Source organism: Microcoleus sp. B4-D4, assembly GCF_036705185.1.
GTDB lineage: Bacteria > Cyanobacteriota > Cyanobacteriia > Cyanobacteriales > Microcoleaceae > Microcoleus.
The window spans coordinates 38,029-60,498 of sequence record NZ_JAUBTX010000008.1 but is presented as its reverse complement, the minus strand read 5'-3'; the positions used below and the strand labels follow the sequence as shown (position 1 = coordinate 60,498).

14 protein-coding genes and 1 tRNA gene are annotated in these 22,470 nt (G+C 46.6%); 5 read left to right on the top strand and 10 right to left on the bottom strand.

What is annotated here, in order from left to right; genetic code table 11:
• Window positions 1-39: 39 nt before the first annotated feature.
• The 3 genes from mutT to QUB13_RS09620 form a co-directional block, all read right to left on the bottom strand.
• A complete protein-coding gene (gene mutT, locus QUB13_RS09630; protein ID WP_333090974.1) occupies window positions 40-444 on the bottom strand; it encodes an 8-oxo-dGTP diphosphatase MutT in 405 nt (134 codons plus the stop codon).
• A gap of 288 nt (window positions 445-732) precedes the next feature.
• Complete coding sequence (locus tag QUB13_RS09625; RefSeq protein ID WP_194009546.1) at window positions 733-1,074, bottom strand: DUF760 domain-containing protein; 342 nt, start codon at window positions 1,072-1,074, stop codon at window positions 733-735.
• Window positions 1,075-1,299: 225 nt separating this feature from the next.
• Window positions 1,300-2,259, bottom strand: coding sequence for an RNA polymerase sigma factor, RpoD/SigA family (locus tag QUB13_RS09620; protein ID WP_194066910.1), 960 nt, complete (start codon window positions 2,257-2,259; stop codon window positions 1,300-1,302).
• Between the two features lie 315 nt (window positions 2,260-2,574).
• Here QUB13_RS09620 and QUB13_RS09615 point away from each other — a divergent pair, with 315 nt between their 5' ends.
• Entirely contained in the window at window positions 2,575-2,790 is a 216-nt protein-coding gene (locus QUB13_RS09615; RefSeq protein ID WP_333380296.1) for a hypothetical protein, read from the top strand.
• 106 nt (window positions 2,791-2,896) lie between these two features.
• Here the strand turns inward: QUB13_RS09615 and QUB13_RS09610 are convergent, their stop codons facing one another.
• On the bottom strand, window positions 2,897-3,673 hold the full coding sequence (locus QUB13_RS09610; protein WP_333380295.1) for a TrmH family RNA methyltransferase: 777 nt from the start codon (window positions 3,671-3,673) through the stop codon (window positions 2,897-2,899).
• Between the two features lie 73 nt (window positions 3,674-3,746).
• A tRNA-Leu gene (locus QUB13_RS09605) sits at window positions 3,747-3,828 on the bottom strand.
• Between the two features lie 308 nt (window positions 3,829-4,136).
• Between QUB13_RS09605 and QUB13_RS09600 the strand changes: the two genes are divergently transcribed.
• Window positions 4,137-4,991, top strand: a complete 855-nt coding sequence (locus QUB13_RS09600) for a Uma2 family endonuclease (RefSeq protein ID WP_333380294.1) — start codon at window positions 4,137-4,139, stop codon at window positions 4,989-4,991.
• Window positions 4,992-5,502: 511 nt separating this feature from the next.
• On the opposite strand, the gene ald is transcribed toward QUB13_RS09600, so the two are convergent.
• Window positions 5,503-6,591, bottom strand: a complete 1,089-nt coding sequence (ald, locus tag QUB13_RS09595; RefSeq protein WP_333380293.1) for an alanine dehydrogenase — start codon at window positions 6,589-6,591, stop codon at window positions 5,503-5,505.
• 283 nt (window positions 6,592-6,874) lie between these two features.
• Between ald and QUB13_RS09590 the strand changes: the two genes are divergently transcribed.
• The 3 genes from QUB13_RS09590 to QUB13_RS09580 all read left to right on the top strand — a co-directional run bounded on the left by QUB13_RS09590 (window position 6,875) and on the right by QUB13_RS09580 (window position 9,877).
• On the top strand, window positions 6,875-8,410 hold the full coding sequence (locus QUB13_RS09590; RefSeq protein ID WP_333380292.1) for a DEAD/DEAH box helicase: 1,536 nt from the start codon (window positions 6,875-6,877) through the stop codon (window positions 8,408-8,410).
• Window positions 8,411-8,492: 82 nt separating this feature from the next.
• Window positions 8,493-9,716 (top strand): DUF790 family protein, encoded by a 1,224-nt coding sequence (locus tag QUB13_RS09585; RefSeq protein WP_333380291.1) that lies wholly within the window; start codon window positions 8,493-8,495, stop codon window positions 9,714-9,716.
• 17 nt (window positions 9,717-9,733) lie between these two features.
• Window positions 9,734-9,877, top strand: a complete 144-nt coding sequence (locus tag QUB13_RS09580) for a hypothetical protein (RefSeq protein WP_333380290.1) — start codon at window positions 9,734-9,736, stop codon at window positions 9,875-9,877.
• A gap of 333 nt (window positions 9,878-10,210) precedes the next feature.
• Here the strand turns inward: QUB13_RS09580 and QUB13_RS09575 are convergent, their stop codons facing one another.
• The 4 genes from QUB13_RS09575 to QUB13_RS09560 form a co-directional block, all read right to left on the bottom strand.
• A complete protein-coding gene (locus QUB13_RS09575) occupies window positions 10,211-13,255 on the bottom strand; it encodes an S-layer family protein (protein ID WP_333380289.1) in 3,045 nt (1,014 codons plus the stop codon).
• Between the two features lie 99 nt (window positions 13,256-13,354).
• Window positions 13,355-16,264, bottom strand: coding sequence for an S-layer family protein (locus QUB13_RS09570; protein WP_333380288.1), 2,910 nt, complete (start codon window positions 16,262-16,264; stop codon window positions 13,355-13,357).
• Between the two features lie 64 nt (window positions 16,265-16,328).
• Window positions 16,329-19,385: an S-layer family protein gene (locus QUB13_RS09565; protein ID WP_333380287.1), complete on the bottom strand. Its 3,057-nt coding sequence runs from the start codon at window positions 19,383-19,385 to the stop codon at window positions 16,329-16,331.
• A 60-nt stretch (window positions 19,386-19,445) separates the two neighbouring features.
• Window positions 19,446-22,427 (bottom strand): S-layer family protein, encoded by a 2,982-nt coding sequence (locus tag QUB13_RS09560; protein WP_333380286.1) that lies wholly within the window; start codon window positions 22,425-22,427, stop codon window positions 19,446-19,448.
• Window positions 22,428-22,470: the final 43 nt, after the last annotated feature.

Here is a 22,470-nt window from a genome sequence, read left to right as displayed (position 1 = left end):
CTGTTGACTGTTGACTGTTGACTGTTGACTGTTGACGGTTCAACTCGATCGCAGTGCAGCGATAATCTGTTCGTTGGCTTTGGGGAACGTAAACTGGTCAATTTCGTCGAGTGACACCCAGCGAATTTCATCGCACTCGATCGTTTGCGGTTCCCCGCTGACGTGGCGGCAGTGGTGTACGTAGAGTCTAACTGTAAATTTAGTGTAGTCGTGGTCAATTGTAATCAGGCGATCGCCCACTTCGACGACAATTCCCAACTCTTCCATAATTTCCCGTTGTATGCAAGCTTCGATCGTTTCCCCAGGCTCTATTTTACCGCCCGGAAACTCCCAAAAACCCCCGTGTAGTCCGTGTTGTCGGCGCTTGTCAATCAAAATTTGTTGTCGGTCATTCCAGATCGCAGCAACGCCGATAACTTTGTGGGGCACAGGAGAAAGAGACATATTATATTAATTGGGAATTGGGAATTGGGAATTGGGAATTGGGCATCGGGCATCGGGCATCGGGCCCAGCGAAGCGGAGGGATGGGGCAAACAGGGCATTGGGCAGGCATACCTCACAACGCTTTAGAACCGCTATATTAATTGGGAATTGGGAGTTAGTAATTTTAGAATAATATCAATAATTATTCAATTATTTAATCTAAAATCTAAAATCTAAAATCTAAAATATTAAGCCCCCATCTTCCGAGGGGGGCTTGACATTTGCAGAGCTTAAATGTTAGTAACCGACTAATCTTCCGAGCCGTGTCTCTCACTGGCTTGTATCGACTTTTCAAAAGTCATGCGCTGTTCGGCATTTTTGAGAAAATAACCGCTAATCATGGCCGAGGCGAGCAATCTACCCAAATGTTCGCGACTGGTAGTCACTGTCACCCCGAAGTGTTCCGAAGGCAAATTTCCCAAGAGTCCGACAATATTTCGCTCCATTACTTGAAACACTTCATGAGAAGTCGGTTTAGACAACTGAGAAACAGTGTCGGGAGCCATTGACTGCACGTATTGCCATAATAAATTGGCATTTTCTCCGTCTTCTTCAAAAAATTCTGGGGACTTATTAGATGAATTACTCACGAGTACCTCCGTTTCAGAGACAGCTTATTATTTGAGATGCGGGCAGTTAAATTAAATAACCCTTACCTTATCCGATCGCTGTTGATCTTTATTACTAAGTAATTACTAATGTAGCAGGACAGTCGGCACAACCAAGTGGGCACAACCGAATTAAAGGCGACGGTTTTTACGATTTTAGATTGGGGATTGGCGATCGGGTGTGTCCGGGCGCAATCCCCAATCTACCTAGCTGGCTAGATAATCGTTGATATCTTGCTTGCGCTTGCGGAGTTTGGTCAAGGCTTCCCGTTCGATTTGCCGCACCCGTTCCCGACTGATGTTGAGACGATCGCCTATTTTTGCCAAAGTTAAGGTTTGACCGTCTTCTAAACCGAACCGCAAGGCGAGGACTTCTCGCTGTTGCTGAGTCAGTTCCGCCATCAGGTGATCTAGGTCAGTCCGCAGGGAAGATTGCAGGGCAAAATCTTCTGGGGTAGTACCGGTATCTTCCAACAAATCGCCCAACTCTGTATCTTGATTGTCTCCCACGCGCAAGTCTAGGGAAAGCGGGAGGCGCGCGCGATCGAGATATTCGCGAATTTGCTTGGGAGTCAAATCTAACTCAGCAGCCAATTCAGCAGGAGTAGCCGCGCGGCCGAGCTGTTGAGCTAGCTGGCGCTGAGCTTTTTTAATTTTGTTGAGTTTTTCGGTAATGTGGATCGGCAGGCGAATGGTGCGACCTTTTTCGGCGATCGCCCGCGTAATTGCCTGACGAATCCACCAATAAGCATAAGTTGAAAATCTGTAGCCCTTTGTCGGGTCAAATTTTTCTACTCCCCGCTGCATCCCGATCGTCCCTTCCTGAATGAGGTCGAGTAAATCTACGTTGCGCTTGATATATTTTTTGGCGACAGACACTACCAGGCGGAGATTTGCTTCCACCATTTGGCGTTTGGCCCTTTCGCCGTGGTCGATCGTCCGCTGCAACTGTGCCTCAGACAGCCCGACTGCCTGTGCCCATTCAGCCGCCGTCGGGTCGCGGCCTAACTCTTCGGCTAAAATCTTTTTCTCCTGATGCAGTGCGGCAGATCGCTGTACCTGTTTCCCGTAGAGTATTTCTTGCTCATGGGTCAACAGGGGAACGCGGCCGATTTCCCGCAAGTAAGCACGAACAGAATCTGTATCTGAGGACTTAAGAGTTTTCATGAGCTTTTCCCGCTGAGGATCTTTGCCTATAAAGGTTTGCGGTAGTCGCAAACCTTTAGTTTTAGTTGAGAAGGAAAGCGGGCGGGGATTTGCGCTTTCCTTCCATTTAAAGAGGCTTCGTTTTATGGTAGCTAGCTGCTACTCCCACTCAGCACCATCTCAGGTTAGGTTTTGGTTGGGGGATGCAAAATACTACTTGTGTTAAGAATCTTAACATTTGTGAGAGCGGTTAGCTACATTTCTTTACATTTATTTCATGCACGCCTGCACTGTATAGGTTTGAGAGTACCCGCAAACTAATTTTAGAGTTGCATCGTGTTAAACAAAATCAGCCAAATATCAGAGGGGGAGATGGGGAGAGGGAGATGGGGAGATGGGGAGAGGGGGAGATGGAGAGGGGGAGAGGGGGAGATGGGGAGATGGGGAGAGGGGGAGATGGAGAGGGGGAGAGGGGGAGATGGGGAGATGGGGAGAGGGGGAGAGGGAGAATTAGGAAAATCTTCCTTGATGCTCCTAAAAACAGTTAACTGACTACTGACTACTGACTACTGACTATTAAGAGGGCGGGCACGGGGGCACCGCCCCTACCAACAGTCAACTGACAACTGACAACAGTCAACTGACAACTGACAACTGACTAATGACTTCTTTGCCGCTGAGCTTCGTACAGGATGAGGGCAGAGGCGATCGACACATTTAGAGATTCTACGCTGCGGCTGAGGGGGATTTGGATTTGTCGATCGGCCAAACTTCTCAATTCGGCTGACAATCCAGCACCTTCGTTACCCAAAACTATGAGAGTCGGCACTCGCAAATCTACTTCCCAATAACTTAAACTGGCCCCGGCGACAGTTGCTAAAATTTGCATTCCTCGATTTTTATACCCGGAGACTTCGGCGGTTAAATCTGGAGTGACTGCTACGGGCAGCTTAAACCAAGCTCCTGCTGAGGCGCGCAGCACTTTGGGATGGTCAAAATCGGCGCTGTCGGCGCTCAGCAGCAAACCGTCGGCATTAGCAGCCGCGGCCGTGCGGACGATCGCCCCCAAGTTGCCTGGATCTTGGATAGTTTCGAGGGCTATTCCTAAAGTTGATATTTCTGCCGGCGCTGTGGCGGTGCGGGGTGCGGTGGCGATAATGCCGTCTGGTTGAACTGTGGTGGCGATCGACTCTAATACTTTTTCACTGACTAATTCTGTGCGATCGGCCAAACTACCAATTTGCTCCCACAATTTCCCGTGGCGATCCAACCATTCGGGAGTGCAGCAAACTGTTTCTAGCGGGTGTTTAGCGGCGCAAGCTTCTTCGAGCAAATGCGTCCCTTCTAGTAAAAATAATTGTTGTTCCCTGCGTCCCTTCGAGCTGTGCAGCCTGCGGATTTCTTTGACTAGGGGGTTTTGAATACTTGTAATCATTGTTTAATTCAGCAGAGCGAATGGGGTTATTTCCTGTATCGGGTTAACCCCAAACTTTTTTCTGCTTTTGGAATGCGGAACCCGGGACTTGAACCCGGAAGGCTTGCACCACATGAACCTGAATCATGCGCGTCTACCAATTCCGCCAGTTCCGCATCGGTCACGAATTAATACTATGCACTATGTTCCCAAATTTGTCAAGTGTTTTTGGCAATTAAATTTTAATTGGGAATGCGAGTGTTGACTAAACTTCATTACATGGCATAAATGTTCGATCGCCCTGTCAACCGCAAATTTAAGGCAGATTGACACAGATTGACGGAGATAATTTCGATTTTTTAGCGATCGAATGAAGCGAATTCAAGTTGAATGCTGACATTGGTGGAAAAACTTAATATTGCCCTAGTTTCTTGGCTGATGATGTTAAAATTGTATGGGCAGATAGTTTTCATCTCGGCTACCTATGTCTGAGCCATTAATCCTCGATCCGAGTCAGTTGCCAGATATTAGCAACTTAGTTCTAGAAGACGATACTCCTTTGGATAGCTTCATTAACGAAAAACAGCAGCGATTGCTGACAACGGTTTTGTATAGCGGTGGCGATACAGGGATTGATGTTCCGTTTATTGCGGCGGCAAATGTCGGTTTGTTCAGCAGCATACGTCAACCGGGAGTCGCCCCGGATGTTTTTCTCAGTATCAATATTACTGGTGCTGAGGATTGGTGGGAAAGAAAAGTGCGATCGTATTTATTTTGGGAATTTGGCAAACCTCCCGAAATTGCGATCGAAATTGTTTCCCCAACTCCGGGAAATGAATTAAGCAGCAAGTTAATAGACTACGCTCGAATGCGAATCCCCTATTATGTTGTGTACGATCCGCTACGGGAGTTGAGAGGTAGCACGCTGCGAGTTTTTGAGTTGCAGAATCAATCCTACGCGCCCAAAACTGATGCTTGGTTTCCCGAAGTCGGTTTGGGACTAACTCTGTGGGAAGGTGAATTTGAAAAGGTTGGTGGTACTTGGTTGCGCTGGTGCTATCCTAGTGGCGATCCCATTCCTACAGGCGACGAACTGGCGGCTCAAAAAGATGCTCAGTTATCTCAAAAAGATGCTCAGTTATTGGAGGAACAAGCGCGGACTAAACGAGCATTTATTCAGATGATCGAACTCGGTTTGAGACTGAAATTTGGAGAGGAAGGATTGCTGCTGCTTGATGAAATTTTCGCAATTTTTGATGTTGCTGTTTTGCAGGCGATCGCATCTGGCATAGCCGCAGCCAACAACCTCGATGAAATCCGCCAAATTTATCAATCATAATTTTACCAATTTAGTAATATCATGTTTGTTTAATTGGCAATTATATCATAATAATTTTTGCTAGGGGCGGGTTCATCAACAATTTTTAATTCCCACAGACAATCTCCAAAAACCCGCCCCCGCCAAGCGACATAAATTAGAGCGCCCGCTAATCTCAGAAACCTGGTTTCTTCCTATATTTTTCCTGTTCAACTCAAATTTATCGGAGAAACCGGGTTTCGACGCACTAATTGAGAAATGAAAATTTAATAACTTAAACATCTGCCACACTTTTCTCTCTTCAGAAGCGGTGAGGTAAAGAGAGGTAAAGCTTGGTAATATCGTTTCCGCTTGCATTGGAATGATTTAACCTTACTAGAACACAGAGTACACAGAGGGAGAGAATATATATCTGAATCATTCCGATGCTACCGAATTTGATATAACGAGCAATTTAACGCTTGGTTCGTAGTGCAGACTTTAGTCTACACTACGAACCAATTTTATCGTTGTAAATCGACCGAACACGATATTAATCGGCTAAATCGGGAAAAACTTCGCGCACCGCCGGATGCACTAATCGGTGATTCTGCACGTTCAATCCCTTCGCCAAACTCGGATTCATTTCCAATGCTTTAATCCCGTTATTTGCTAACTGCAAAACATAGGGCAAAGTGCTGTTATTCAAAGCTTGAGTCGCAGTCCAAGGCACAGCACCCGGCATATTCGGCACGCCGTAATGCACAACTCCTTCCTCAACATAAGTAGGATTTGTGTGTGAAGTTACCCGCAAAGTTTCCACGCAGCCGCCTTGGTCAACGGCTACGTCAACAATTACAGAACCGGGGTGCATCTTCGCAACAAATTCGCGAGAAACCAGCACCGGAGCTTTTTTACCTAAGACCAAAACCGCACCGATTAACAAATCAGCATCGGGGATAACTGCTTCAATTTGCAAAGGACTGCTGTAGAGGTATTCTACTCTGGAACCGAACAGAGTTTCCAAGTAGGCTAGGCGATCGACATTTACATCCAAAATCTGCACTCTAGCGCCCATTCCTACAGCAATACGGGCTGCTTCCGTGCCGACGATTCCGCCGCCCAAAATCACAACTTTACCCGGTCTTACCCCCGGTACGCCGCCCAAAAGTACGCCTCTGCCGCCTTGCTGTCGTTCCAAAAACCGAGCTCCGAACTGCACGGCCAAACGCCCTGCAATAATACTCATCGGCGTCAGCAGTGGCAATTTTCTGTCCGGGAGTTCGACGGTTTCGTAGGCGATGGCCTGGACTCCGCTGTTGATTAAGTGCTCGGTTAATGCGCGATCGGCTGCTAAGTGCAAATATGTAAATAGCAACTGCTCTTTTTGAATCAGCGGATACTCAACGGGAAGCGGTTCCTTAACTTTAACAATTAGTTCGCGATTCCAGACATCTGAAGCCTTTAAGATAATCTTAGCGCCTGCTTCAACGTAGTCTTCGTCCGCGAAACCGGCCCCAGCGCCTGCATTCGTTTCCACGAAAACTGCGTGACCTTTGTCCGAACAAGCCCGGACACTTGTGGGACTGAGCCCTACTCGAAACTCTAAATCTTTGATTTCTTTGGGAACGCCTATTTCCATCTACAACCTCTAAATCTCAGGCTTATGCCGATCGAATCTAACTTAAAAATAATTCCTACCGGAACAATACCATTGGAAATTTTAGATTTGGCAATCCGGCTGGGGCTAGGCGAACAAATTTTTGAGTTTCATCCCGTGGGATTTGAATTGCTTAAATTTTAGATCGATCGCAGATTTAGGGTAGATTAACACGGATTAACGCAGATAATTTCAAGAAGAGTCAATATATTCGATCGATCGCCTATAATTTAACAGGCTTGCACTCAGCGCGTCTCAAAAACAAATGTCACGCATACCTACATTAACATTCGATCGCGGAACGCTATTGTTGCACCCGCCGCCCAAGGGCAGAGACTGGGTGGACTTTGCTACGTGGGACGATCGCGTGGAAAAATTCCGAATTCGGGCAATTCACTACCGCCCGCTGGTAGAATCTCTCCAAGCTGAGTGTACTAATTTCACCGACGAAGCCAAGGGATACGAACCACTCGAACTCGTACCCAGCGTCGAAATGCAGCCTTACCCGCATCAAAAAGAAGCCTTAGCAGCTTGGCAGCAAGCAGGAAGCCAAGGAGTAGTAGTCCTCCCCACCGCTTCCGGCAAAACTTATTTGGCACAATTAGCCATGCAGGTCACGGGTCGCAGTACATTAATTGTAGTACCAACTCTCGATTTAATGCACCAGTGGTACGCTAATTTGAAAGCTGCTTTTCCCGACATCGAAATTGGATTGTTGGGCGGAGGTTCGCGGGACAAAACACCAATTTTAGTGGCAACTTACGACAGCGCCAGCATTCATGCAGAAACTTTAGGTAATAAATACGGGTTGTTGGTTTTTGACGAATGCCACCATTTACCAACGGACTTTTATCGAGTAATATCCGAATATGCGATCGCCCCTTTTCGACTCGGACTGACAGCAACACCAGATCGCACCGACGGCCGCCACAGCGATTTACATTTCCTCGTCGGCCCGACAGTATATAGTAAAAGACCAGAAGATTTGGCAGGCGATGCCTTAGCCGACCATAAAATAGTTCAAATCATGGTCAAACTGTCAAAAGAAGAAACCGACCGCTACAGCGAATTCATGAACATTCGCAACGACTTCTTAAAACAGTCTAACATCAAAATATCCAGCCTCGAAGGATGGAAACAGTTTATCATGGCCAGCGCGCGATCGCCCTTGGGAAGACGCGCCATGCTAGCCCACCGCCAAGCCAAAGAAATCGCCCTTTGTACCGAAGGAAAACTGCGAATTTTAGCTCAAATATTAGCAGAACACTCTCCCCAGCGCACCCTAATTTTCACCGGAGACAACGCCACAGTTTACCGAATTTCCCAAGAATTTCTCATCCCCACAATCACCCACCAAACCCCAGTTAAAGAACGTCACGAAATCCTCGATCGCTTCCGCAGCGGCGAATACAAAACCCTCGTCGCCTCCCACGTCCTCAACGAAGGAGTAGACGTACCCGATGCCAGAATTGCTATTATATTGTCAGGTACAGGAAGCGAACGTGAATACATCCAGAGATTGGGTCGAGTTCTCCGCAAAAGCAGCGATGCAAACAAATTAGCAATTCTCTACGAAGTAGTCACCGAAGACACCAGCGAAGAAAGAACATCCCAGCGCCGCCGAGGAGGAATGCAGCTTCACAAACCGCAACAAAAAACACAAATAGAACCGCCGCCCACAGCATATCCCAAATTAGAAACTGTCAAACCAACACCCATTTACGGAGTTAACCGGGAGGCGACTAAAAAAGCCGCAGAATCACCCGCAAAATGGGGAGAAGATGATGAAATTCCCTGGTAGTCAGCCTAAATACTTCTTCCTTCCTTCTTCCCTTCGCGTCCTTTGCGCCTTCGCGGTTCGTTAAAAATAAAACTATTCACAAATGCTACCAACCGACTTACTAAGCCACCGCCAAAACGGAGAATCAATCATTCCCCTACGTCTCAAGATAGATGCGAAAAACTTAGAAGCAGCGACAGAAATGATCAACTGTTTCCAAGAGTCGATCGGCAAAACCCAAGGCGAACTCGACGGACGATTACTAGAATTAGAAGGCGACAGCCCCGACTATCGCCTCAAACGGGGATTAGCGCACCTCCTCAAAGGCGGTTTCTCCACCTTAGAAGTCGTCAGCCCCCTAGAACCATCAGACTTGAGACAGCGAGTATTTGCGTTGTCAGCGCGATCGACTCCCAGCCCGCAATCCACCCAATTAACCCTCGAAACAGTAGCCACAGAGCTCAGCCAAGACTTAAACAGAGAAGTCGTTACCGAGGAAATCAAAACAGGTTTATACGCCGATTTAAACGAAAACAAAATCCTCACCCAATTTGACGCACCAACACCCGAAAACTTGCTTCACAGATACAACCTTTCTCAAGTTCAAGGCATATTTTACCGCGCCAGTCAAGTCAAATTAACCGCGCACCGCAACGATCCAGGAGAATACAAACTCCTATTTCGCTATCTGAAACTATTTCAGTTAATGACCTACATTGAAGGCGATGCAGACCACGGTTTTACCCTCACAATCGACGGGCCCACAAGCTTGTTTAAACCCAGCACCCGCTACGGCTTAGCCCTCGCCAAAATGCTGCCCGCACTCCTACACGTCACAAAATGGAGTATGCACTCAACCCTGCAAACGAAAGATGCTTTTAGCGGTGTTTTAAAAACAGGTAAATTCACCCTAAATTCCGACTGCGGTTTAGTCAGCCACTATCCCCCAGGGAAACCCTATGATAGTATGTTAGAAGCAGCATTTGCCGATAGGTGGGACAGCTTAAAAACCGAGTGGAAACTCGAACGAGAAGTTGATTTAATTCCGATTCCCGGAAGCGTGATGATTCCCGACTTTCGCTTAGTGCATCCCGACGGGCGAGTGTTTATATTAGAAATAGTTGGCTATTGGCGGCCGGAGTATTTACAAAAGAAATTTGCTCAAGTACAAAAATCTGAATGCGATAATTTGATTTTAGCGATTTCCGAACGTCTAAATTTGGAAAAAGCTGGGGTGAATGTAAAAGATGTGCCAGCAAAAGTAGTTTGGTTTAAAGATAAATTGTTGCCCAAATCAGTGCTGGAAGTCCTTGATGAGGATACATAAGTTGTTGTATCTAGATTGTGTATGGTGATAGAGGGGTAGATTGGGAGATTGGGAGATTGGGAGATTGGGAGAGGGGGAGATTGGGAGATTGGGAGATTGGGAGAGGGGGAGAGGGGGAGATTGGGAGATTGGGAGATCGATCGCCGAAATATACAATTTAAATGCACAACAGCTTAATATATTTCAATACGGTTTACTTATACCATTTTTCTAAAGATGTGCTATGGATGAAGTCTTAGCCCCCCCGAAATCGCGGGGGGGTTGGGGGGGTAATATCTAGCGCTACTTTACGAAATTGGTATTAAGTCAACGTAGCGACGCACCCTACAACTTATAACTTAAGTAATATCGTTTCCGCTTGGATCGGAATGATTTAACCTTATTAGAACACAGAGTACACAGAGGGAGAGAATATATATCTGAATCATTCCGATGCTACCGGATTTGATATCAATCGTATTGGGCTATCAGAAAGATTCCCCTTTTTCAGCTTTTTAGCGCGGCACACAACGAGAGTGCGATCGAGGATTGCTAGAGTCAGCAGCATTACCCGGATTGTATCCAACCAGCGTAACTTCCCCTTTTGCATTCACCACCCAACCGCGCGCCGGAACAACTTCCTGAGCTTTTTTTTTCGTTTCTTCCCTCGAACTTCTATCCGTAACATCCCTTAAATCAGTTCCATAATTCGCTGCCGAAGTTCCTTCTTCCACCCACTGAAACGGTGCAGATTCGCTGTTGAGAACATCGTTAGGACTCGGTGGCACTCCCCCTTTCCCAGTAACTGTAAACTCGTTTTCGCCCCCTTCTAGACAGGGATTTGCAGCAATTAACGCCGCCCGATCGACCAAATTTTGCGGCAGTTCCACTAAACCTTGAGCGGGATTCACCCCAGTAGGGCTAAACGTTACTGTCCCTTGCAAAGCCGGGCCGCCACTTTGGGAAATAGCCGCAATATCGCTAGTAGGAACTAGAGAAGTAGGACTTACTTGCAAATCTACAAATTGAGCATCTGTTAATCCCAAAGTACCTCGAACCTGTTCGCGAGTGGCTGCTGTAAACCCAAAAACATTGGGGACATTGACATTCACGCGGCCACCTTGGGCCGATCGCGCATTCGCAGTAATATCGCTATTTTCCTTGGGGAGAGCAGCCAGAATATTACTGTTAATATTGATATTTCCACCATCAGAAATACCTGCATCAGTGGTAATTCTGCTCCCGCGTCGCAACTGGATATCTTGCGCCTTGATATTAATATTTCCCCCACCGCCAGAGTCAGTTGTACCGTCAATACTCGCTTTGTTATCCAAGGCAATTGAGTTAGCTACAACATTAATATTTCCGGCGCTTCCCCTTCCTAAAGACTGAACGCTAACCGTTGCTCCATCCCGGATACTCAATCGATTTACATTTAGATTCAATGAGCCAGCATTCCCGGTAGCGTTGGGATTGACAATAATAGAAAAACTGCCAGCAGAAGCCTCAATTCTACTTGCGAAACGACCGTTACTCCCCATACCTTGGACTTCTATGCGATCGGCATCAATTGTAATATTTCCGGCATCTACTGCACCCAACGAAGCCGCAGAAATAATCCCCCCATTCCGCAGATTGAGTATGGGCGTAGAGAGGTAGATATCTCCACCCCGACCAGAACTTGAAGTTTGAGTAGCCAAAGCACTCGCTCCGAATCCTACATTTCTCAAAACTCCAGACACGCCGCTAACTTCAATTGACTCGGAAGCTCTCACACTTAAATTTCCTCCTAACCCCCCATTCCTAGAAAATACGACTTGCCCAATAACTGCACCCGTAGATAAACTAATTGAGGCTCCATCAGTAACAGTTAGCCGCTTAGTATCGATGGTAATATCCCCGGATTTGCCATTGCCATCAAAAGAGTTTGTACCTATACGAGTTTGCGCCGCACTTCCAGAAATGCCACCCGACAATTCTACAGATTCAGTTGTTTTAATCGCGATATTCCCCGATGCTCCATCACTACGGCTGATGCTAACCAAACCACCAGCATCCCGTATAATTAACCGTTCGGCCTCAATATTAATGCTGCCGCCAGAGCCGGTACTTTCTTTAGTTGTTCCATTATTGATTGCTGAACTGACGATCTCGAAGGTGTTAGCGCGGACAGTCAGATTTCCCCCATTTCCACCACCCAGGGTAGCGCTACCGCCCACCACCCCATCCCGCAGCAGCAACCGTCCGGTATGGATATTAACCTCTCCAGCGGCTCCACTACCGACAGTACCACTATTAATTACAATTTGGGGATCAAATGGGTTAAGAGTTCCAGATAATATATATTGGGTATAAAATCGCTGATAGCCTCCTATTCCCAACCCAATCATTTCTACTGAGTCAGTAGCGCGGATATTAATATTACTCCCCTTTCCATCCCCCAGAGTTGAAGTAAGAATTTGCGCTCCTTTATCTACTCGTAAATTCTGAGAATTAATATCAATTCCTCTCCCATCAATATCCCCTAGTGTCAAGCTATAAATTCCTGAACCGCTGACGGTGACATTTCCACCTTGGATGTCAATTTTTCCACCTCCTAATCCACTGGTATTTATAAGTGCCTCGTTCATTTCAATGTTGCCAAAATTGGCAATATTGTCATAGTTTAAATTCAAACCTAAAGCGGTTGGTTCAAATTGTACTAAACCTGGACTTTTCACACTGCCTAATAGTATTTGTCCGGTATAAGCTGTTAAATTGCCTCCTTGCAGTTGAATGTCTCCCCCGATTAACCCTAAAGTTTGACCGGGATTTACTGCTAAACCAAGTTTATTGGAAACAGGAATTTCTATGGGCAATGGCGGTAAAGTTGGTGTGGGCCCGATTGCTTGGGAAGTGTTAACAATTGCACCGGGACTTTCTCGAAATCTTAAACCCACTGGAATATTAATCGCTAACAATGGTACTGCGTTGGGATTCGCAGCGTTGAATTCAAAACCATTATTAAACACAACACCCGCAGCAGAGGAACCGATAAAGGAACCACCTAAATCTAACCGCGCATTCTGACCAAAAATAATTCCTCTGGGATTGATTAAAAATAAATTAGCATTGCCTTGCACTCCCAAGGTTCCTAAAATATTAGAAGGATTACCACCAGTAACGCGGGTAAAAATATTCGCAATCCCATTAGGATTGGCAAAATATGCGCCTCTGCCTTCACCGACGTTAAATTCTCGGAAACTGTGAAATAAATTTACTCCGCGAGTTGCACCGCCAGTGATTCTATCTGAGGGTAAATTGTTGATTGTGTCGGGAACAGTGCGCGAACTTTCTGCGCCCAAGCTGCTGTCGGGGATGATTTGGCCGATCGCGCTTCCGGGAAAAAAGCACCAATAACCACTCAAAAGTAACAGGTAAATAGCTCCTGAAAGATAGCGGTTTTCTGTAGAGTTAAGTACCGATATCGGGTAGGGACAAGGCACTGCTGCCTTCCTACTGTATTTCATCCACTTGAAAACTGAAATATAGTATTTTTCTCGGTTGTTTAGCTGATTCATGTTGCTTAATTCCCAGAATTATAGATTTTGAAAAAACATAATTAACCTTTTGTTAGCTGACATGAGAAGATAATTTTTCCAACATCAGCTATTTTCAGGTCATCGGGACTGACAAACCGAAACAGGATGCCTCGTGCGCTGTGGAAATTGACCCGCAACTTCCGCAGCCACCAGCGTAACTTCCCCTTTTGCATTCATCACCCAACCGCGCGCCGGAACAACTTCCTCAGCTTTTTTTTCCGTTTCTTCCCTCGAACTTCTATCCGTAACATCCCTTAAATCCGTTCCATAATTCGCTGCCGAAGTTCCTTCTTCCACCCACTGAAACGGTGCAGATTCGCTGTTGAGAACATCGTTAGGACTCGGTGGCACTCCTCCTTTGCCGGTGACTGTAAACTCGTTCTCGCCCCCTTCGAGACAGGGATTTGCAGCAATTAACGCCGCCCGATCGACCAAATTTTGTGGCAGTTCCACTAAACCTTGAGCGGGATTCACCCCAGCAGGGCTAAACGTTACTGTCCCTTGCAAAGCCGGGCCGCCACTTTGGGAAATAGCCGCAATATCGCTGGTGGGAAGCAGAGAAGTAGGACTTACTTGCAAATCTGCAAATTGCGCGTCATCCAGATTCAACCTGCTTCTGACTTGTTCGCGCCCCACTGCTGTAAAGCCCAAGACATTGGGGACATTGACATTCACGCGGCCACCTTGGGCCGATCGCGCATTCGCCGTAATATCGCTATTTTCCTTGGGTAAAGCAGCCAGAATATTACTGTTAATATTGATATTTCCACCATCAGAAATACCTGCATCCGTTGTAATTAGGCTGCCACGTCGCAACTGAATGTCTCCTGATTGCAGGTTAATATTTGCTCCCGTACCTGATACTGTCGTGCCATCAATTATACTTTTATTATCCAGGGTAATTGAGTTAGCTATAACGTTAATATTGCCAGCCCTACCTGTTCCTGAAGATTGAACATTAACCACTGCACTATCCCGAATAATCAATTGATTAGCATTCAAATTCAACGAGCCTGCATTTCCGGTAGCATTGGAATTAATAGCATTAAACGCCCTACCAGCCGAGGCTTCAATTCCACTCCTCAACCGACTGTTACTCCCAATACCTTGCACTTTTAAGCGATCGGCATTAATTGTAATATCTCCTGCATTTGCTATACCCAAAGAAGCCGCAGAAATAACGCCGCCATTCTGCACAGTTAGTTTAGGTGTTGAGAGGCGGATATCTCCACCCCTACCAGAACTTGCAGTTTGAGTAACAAAAGAACTTGCTACATAGCCCGCATTCCCCAAAAATCTTGACTCGCCGCTCACTTCTATAGACTCGGAGGCTCTCACTGTTAAATTTCCTCCAGTCCCCCCAGTTGTAGAAAACACAACTTCGCCAAAAATCGCACCCGTCGTTAAACTAATTGTGGCTCCATTAGAAACACTCAGCCGCTTAGTGTCGATGGTAATATCCCCACCTTTTCCATTCCCCTCAAAAGTATTCGTGCCGAGCCGAGTTTGCCCTAGACCTACAGGGAGACTACCCGACAATTCCACAGATTCACTGGCTTTAATCGCAATATTCCCCGATGCTCCATCACTAAGGCTGAAGCTGGCAAAAGCACCGCCATCGCGCAGCATTAACCGTTGGGCTTCAACAGTAATGTTTCCGCCTTGACCGGTGCTTTCGTTCGTTGTTCCGTTATAGAGCGTTGAACTGACGAGTTCGACGGTATTGGCGCGGATAGTCAGATTTCCGCCATTCCCAGCACCAAAGGTGGGAGCACCGGCCACTACCCCATTGCTCATCAACAGCCGTCCCGCTTCAATGTTAATATCCCCGGCGGCTCCACTGCCAATAGTGCTAGTAAACAAAACAATTTGCGAAATAAAGGGGTTCCCTGTTCCAGATGTCTGAAAATTTTCTGTAAGCTGCTGATAGCCCTCAATTCCTAGGCCGATCATTTCTACCAAGTCAGTAGCGCGAATATTAATATTGCTCCCTTTCCCCTCTCCCAGTGTAGAGGCGAAAATTTGCGATCCCCGATCTAATCGTAAGTTTTGGGCATTGATGTTAATGCCTCTGCCATCTATATTTCCTAGTGTCAAGCCATAAATTCCTGAATTACTGAGAGTGACATTTCCACCCCTGATGTCAATTCTTCCACCTCCTAATCCGCTGGTATTGATCAATGCACTGTTCATGTCAATATTGCCGAAGTTCTGAATATTGCTATAGTTTAAATTCAGACCTAAAGCTGTTGGTTCAAATTGCACTAAACCTGGAGTTTTGACGCTGCCCAGAAGAATTTGTCCGCTACTGGCGGTAGCGATTCCCCCGTCGAATTGAATATTTCCCCCTACTAGCGCTAAGGTTTGACCGGGGTCTACTGCTAAACCAATATTCTTAAAAATTGGTACGGGTAAGGGAATGTCAGGCGGTGATGGGTTAGGAGCAATTGACTGATTGACAATTGTGCCAGGATTATCTCGAAATCTTAAACCCACAGGAATATTAATCGCTAATAATGGCACTGCGTTAGAATTAGCTGCACTAAATTCAAAGCCGTTATCGAAGAGAACCCCGCTACCAGTTGAACCAATAAATGAACCGCGCAAGTCTAACCTCGCATTGGGGCCAAAGACAATTCCTTTGGGATTAAGTAAAAATAAATTAGCCTTCCCTTGCACTCCCAAAACACCTAAAATATTGGAAGGATTACCACCAGTAACGCGAGTGAAAATATTGGCAATCCCATTAGGATTATCAAAATAGGTAGCGCGTCCTTCACCTACATTAAATTCTCGGAAACTGTGAAAGAGATTAGAACCACGAGTTGCACCGCCTTCTATTCTGTCCGATGGTAAATTATTAATTGTGCCGGGCACTGTGCGCGAACTTTCCGCACCCAAGCTATTATCTGGGACAATTTGAGCAATGGCTGGGAAAGGAAACAGTAGTAAGAAAGCAAAAATTAGGGCGGAAGATTGGCGGGGCATCGTTCAACTCCTGTTAATTTAGTATTCAGAAAAAGCGTGTAGATCGCCAAAACTTGAAAAGTAGCTATCGAGGTACGCAAATACCAGTTGATTTCGGATTACGAGCAGAAGCACCACCACCTGAATTATACGCTACCAGCGTTACTTGTCCTCCTTCATTCATTACCCAACCTTGAGCCGGAATAACTGCCTGTGGCTGAATTTCTATTTCTGCTCTTTTACCTACTTTCTGACTTTCACCTCTGGCTGGCTCCACCCAGTTAAACTGGCTAGAATCGCTGTTTAGGACATCATTAGGATTCGGTGGTACACCTCCTTTACCAGTAATTGTAAACTCATTTCCTGCTCCTTCTAGGCAGGGATTAGCAGCAATTAATGTCGTGGGGTCTACTACATTTTGGGGCAAAGCTATCAATCCTTGAGCCGAATTTACCCCAGTAGCACTAAATGTCACTGCTCCTTGTAAAGCGGGCCCTGCCTGTTGAGAAATAGCGGCGATATCGCTAGTAGGAAGTAAAGAAGTTGGATTAATTTGTAAGGCCGTAAATTCAGCGTCAGTTAATCCTAAACTACTTCTAGCTTGTTCGCGAGTAACGGCCGTAAAACCAAAAATATTCGGTATATTAACCCTAACTTGCCCTCCCCTAGCGGTACGCGCATTCGCAGTAATATCGCTATTTTCCTTGGGTAAAGCAGCCAGAATATTACTGTTAATATTGATATTGCCACCATCAGAAATACCAGCATCGGTAGTAATTAGGCTCCCGCGTCGCAACTGGATATCTTGCGCCCTGATATTAACATTTCCCCCGCCGCCGGCATCAGTTGTACCGTCAATACTGGCTTTGTTATCCAAGGCGATCGAGTCAGCTACAACATTAATATTTCCCGCGCTTCCCCTTCCTAAAGACTGAACGCTAACCGTTGCTCCATCCCGGATACTCAATCGATTTACATTCAAATTCAACGAACCCGCATTTCCCGTAGCATTGGGATTGACAACAGTATATGCGCGGCCAGCCGAAGCCTCAATGCTACTTCTGAACCGACCGTTATTCCCGATGCCTTGCACTTCTATGCTAGAGGCATTAACTGTAATATCTCCCGCATCGGCTGCACTCAAAGAAGCCGCAGTAATAATCCCCCCATCTCGCAGGGTTAACACAGGCGTTGAGAGGCGGATATCTCCACCTCGACCAGAGCTTGTAGTGCTAGTAGTCAGGGTACTCGGTGCGAATCCCCTATTCCCCAAAACTCCAGACACACCGCTTAATTCTATCGACTCGGAAGCTCTCACAGTTAAATTTCCTCCTAGCCCCCCATTGGTAGAAAACACGACTTCGCCAATAATCGCACCCGTCGCTAAACTAATTGCGGCTCCATCAGAAACAATCAACCGCTTAGTGTCGATGGTAATATCCCCGGCTTTCCCATTTCCATCTACAGCGATTGTGCCGATCAAAGTTTGCGCCGTAGTTCCAGCAAGACTCCCCGACAATTCTACAGATTCATTCGTTTTAATCGCGATATTCCCCGCTGCTCCATCACTGCGGCTGGCGCTGACGATACTGCCTCCATCGCCCATGATTAACCGTTGGGCCTCAATATTGATATTGCCACCAGAGCCGGTACTTTCCTTCGTTGTTCCGCTGTTGATCGCTGAACTAACAATCTCTATGGTGTTAGCGCGGATATTCAAATTGCCGGCATTTCCAGCACCGAAGGTGACGGTACCGCCCACTACGCTATCGCGCAGCAGCAGCCGTCCGGTATCAATGTTAATGTCTCCGGCAGATCCATTGCCAACAGTACCACTGATCATCACAAGTTGCGGGTCGAAAGGGTTGAATGTTCCTGATGCTACGTATTGGCTATAAAACCGCTGATAGCCTTCAATTCCCAGTCCGATCATTTCTACTGAGTCAGTAGCGCGGATGTTGATATCGCTCCCTTTTCCATCTCCCAGTGTCGGAGTGAAAATTTGCGCTCCTTTATCTATTCGCAAGTTTTGGGCATTGATATCAATGCCTCTACCATCAATATTTCCGAGTGTTAGGCTATAAATTCCTGAACTGCTAACGGTGACATTTCCACCCCTGATGTCAATTTTTCCTCCTCCTAATCCGCTAGTATTTATCGATGCACCCTTCATTTCAATGTTGCCAAAATTGGCAATATTATCATAGTTTAAATTCAGACCTAAAGCCGTTGGTTCAAATTGTACTAAACCAGGACTTTTCACACTTCCCAGTAATATTTGTCCGGTATAAGCTGTTAAGTTTCCACCTTGTAGTTGAATGTCACCACCAATTAATGCTAAGGTTTGACCGGGATTTACTGCTAAACCAAGTTTGTTAGAAACTGGAATTTCAACTGGTAGTGGCGGTAATGTTGGTGTGGGGCCGATTGCTTGGGAAGTGTTGACAATTGTGCCAGGATTTTCTCTAAAGTTCAAACCTACAGGAATATTAATTGCTAATAATGGCACTGCGTTAGAATTAGCTGCACTAAATTCAAAGCCATTATCAAAAAGAATTCCGCTACCAGTTGAACCGATAAATGAGCCGCGTAAGTCTAACCGCGCATTGGGGCCAAAGACAATTCCTTGCGGATTTAGGAAAAATAAATTAGCGTTTCCTTGTACTCCTAATGTTCCTAAAATATTAGAAGGATTGCCACCTGTGACGCGAGTGAAAATATTAGCAATCCCATTAGGATTGGCAAAATATGCGCCTCTGCCTTCACCGACGTTAAATTCTCGGAAACTGTGAAATAAATTTACTCCACGAGTTGCGCCGCCAGTGATTCTATCTGAGGGTAAATTGTTGATGGTGTCGGGAACAGTGCGCGAACTTTCTGCACCCAAGCTGCTGTCGGGGATGATTTGGCCGATCGCGCTTCCGGGAAAAAAGCACAAATAACCACTCAAAAGTAACAGGTAAATAGCTCCTGAAAGATAGCGGTTTTCTGTAGAGTTAAGTACCGATATCGGGTAGGGACAAGGCACTGCTGCCTTCCTACTGTATTTCATCCACTTGAAAACTGAAATATAGTATTTGTCTTGGTTGTTTAGCTGATTCATGTTGCCGAATTGCCAGAAGTAGAGATTTTGAAAAAGCATAATTAACCTTTTGTTAGCTGACCTTCGGAGATAATTTTTCCAACATCAGCTATTTTCAGGTCATCGGGGCTGACAAACCGAAATAGGATGCCTCGTGCGCTGTGGAAATTGACCCGCAACTTCCGCAGCCACCAGCGTAACTTCCCCTTTCCCATTCATCACCCAACCGCGCGCCGGAACAACTTCCTCAGCTTTTTTTTCCGTTTCTTCCCTCGAACTTCTATCCGTAACATCCCTTAAATCAGTTCCAGAATTCGCTGCCGAAGTTCCTTCTTCCACCCACTGAAACGGTGCAGATTCGCTGTTGAGAACATCGTTAGGACTCGGTGGCACTCCTCCTTTGCCGGTGACTGTAAACTCATTTTCGCCCCCTTCTAGACAGGGATTTGCAGCAATTAACGCCGCCCGATCGACCAAATTTTGCGGCAGTTCCACTAAACCTTGAGCGGGATTCACCCCAGAGGTGCCGAATGTTACCGCCCCTTGCAAAGCCGGGCCGCCACTTTGGGAAATCGCGGCGATGTCGCTACTCCCAAGTAGGGAAGTAGGACTTACTTGCAAATCTGCAAATTGAGCGTCATCCAGATTCAACCTGCTTCTGACTTGTTCGCGAGTAACTGCACTAAAGCCAAAAACACTGGGGACATTGACGCTGACGCGCCCGCCGGCTGCTGTGCGGGCGTTAGCGGTGATGTCGCTGTTGTCTTGGGGGAGGGCGACAAGAATCCCGCTGTTGATGTTGATGTTGCCGCCGTCAGAATTGCCCGCATCGGTGGTAATTTGACTGTTGCGGCGCAATTCGATGTCTTGTGCTTGCAGGTTAATATTTGCCCCCGTACCCGATACTGTCGTGCCGTCTATTCTCGCTTTGTTGTCGAGGGCGATCGACTTTGCGACAACATTAATATTACCAGCGCGTCCGGTTCCCGTAGCCTGCACCGTGATTGTAGCTCCATTTGCGACAGTTAGTCGATCGCGCGCCGTCAGATTCAACGAGCCAGCATTTGCTGTAGCATCGGGATTAGTACCGAATGTCTTACCAACCGAAGCATCTATTGTACTGACAAACAAACCGTTATTGCCGCTACCGCTGACTTGAATGCGATCGGCATTCACAGTAATATTCCCCACATCTCCCCTACCCAAAGAACTCGTAGAAACTATTCCCCCATCCCGCACAATCAGGCTGGGCGTATCAACACGAATATCCCCGCCCCGACTAGAACTCAAAGTACCAGAAGTCAGCCCGCTAGCATTCTGAATTCCGCTAGTCAAAACTTGAGAAATACCTGAAATTTCTACTGATTCAGTAGCCCTAACCGTTAAATTTCCAGCAGGCCCGCCATCCTGAGAAAACAAAAACCTGCCAACTAAAACACCCGTTCCTAATGTAAACGCAGAACCGTCAGAGAGACTCAACCGCTTCGTCTCAACATTAATATTCCCCGCAGGGCCGGTAGAACCGATAGTTAGTGTGCTAATTCCGGTTGACACAACTGTTCGCGGGCCGCGGTTAGACAACTCAACTGATTCAGCAGCTTTAACATTAATACTCCCAGACGGGCCGCTGCTGTAACTCGTAGTACCCAGAAGAGAACCGTCGCGCATAATTAATCGACTGACATCAACAGTAATGCTTCCTCCCGCGCCGGTACTTTCTTTCGCCGTCCCGTTATTGACTCCAGAACCCACCATCTCAAAAGTATTGGCGCGAACAATCAAATTGCCGCCCCTTCCACTACCAAAAGTTATCCCGCTACCGAGTACCCCATTGTTGAATAGCAAGCGTCCGGTCTCGAAGGTAATACTCCCCCCAGCACCAGCACCAGCACTAGCATTAAACAGCGTAAATAGCGGGCCGAACGGGTCTGTGGTTCCCGATACCAGGTATGTAATTGCCACCTGTTGAAAGGCATCAACTCCCAGCCCGCTCATTTCTATTGAATCAGCAGCGCGGAAATTGATATTACCTCCGGCACCATCTCCTAGAGTCAAAGTAGAAAATTGTGTACCGTTTTGCGATCGCAATTTTTGGGCATCGATATCGATACCTCTACCATCAATATTGCCCAGTGTAATCGCATAAAATCGCGCAGCGTCGAGGGTTATATTTCCACCTTTTAACTCTACTCTGCCGCCACCGGTGCCGCTGGTATTTATGAGCGTGCCATCGGATATTTGAATATTGCCGAAGTTCTGAATTTTGTCATAATTTAAACTTAAACTTCCCTGCTGCGGGCCCGATGTCAGTGCCAAATTAACTAAACCGGGACTAGCTGCACTACCGAGCAAAATTTGTCCGCCATTGGCGGTTAAATTGCCGCCTGGGATTTGGATGTCGCCGCCAATCAGTGCTAAAGTTTGACCTGGATCTACGGCTAAACCAACTTTATTTGTAATCGGAATTGGCATCGGAGATGCTGGCAGGTTGCTCTTTCCCGTCGCCGTCGATTGATTGACAATTGTACCGGGACTGTCTCTAAATCTTAAACCAACGGGAATATTAACTGTTAATAGCGGTGATGTTTGCGGGTTGATGCTGCTAAATTCAAAGCCATTATTAAACACAACACTGTCAGCCGTTGAACCTACAAACGAACCGCGCAAATCTAACCGCGCATTTGGGCCGAATACAATGCCTTTGGGGTTAATTAAAAATAAATTAGCATTGCCTAAAACTCCCAGAGTTCCTAAAATATTTGAGGATTTACCGCCCGTGATGCGGGTAAAAATGTTAGCAATTCCGCTGGGATTGGCAAAATAAGCTCCCCGCCCTTCTTTGATGTTGAATTCGCCGAAACTGTGAAATAGGTTAGAGCCGCGAGTTGCGCCGCCAGTGATTCTATCTGATGGTAAGTTGTTGATAGTATCGGAAACTGCGCGCGAACTTTCCGGGCCCAAAGTGCCGTCGGGGACGATTTGGGCGAAGGTTTTCGAGGGAAATAGCAACAGGAAAGCAAACAGTAGAAAATAACTTACGGGCGGGCAAGATGCCCAACCCCTACTCCCCACAATAAAATCTACTCTTTGTGGAACAGGCATCTTGCCTGTTCTTGAGAAGGGTGCAAATAGTAACGAGTAATGG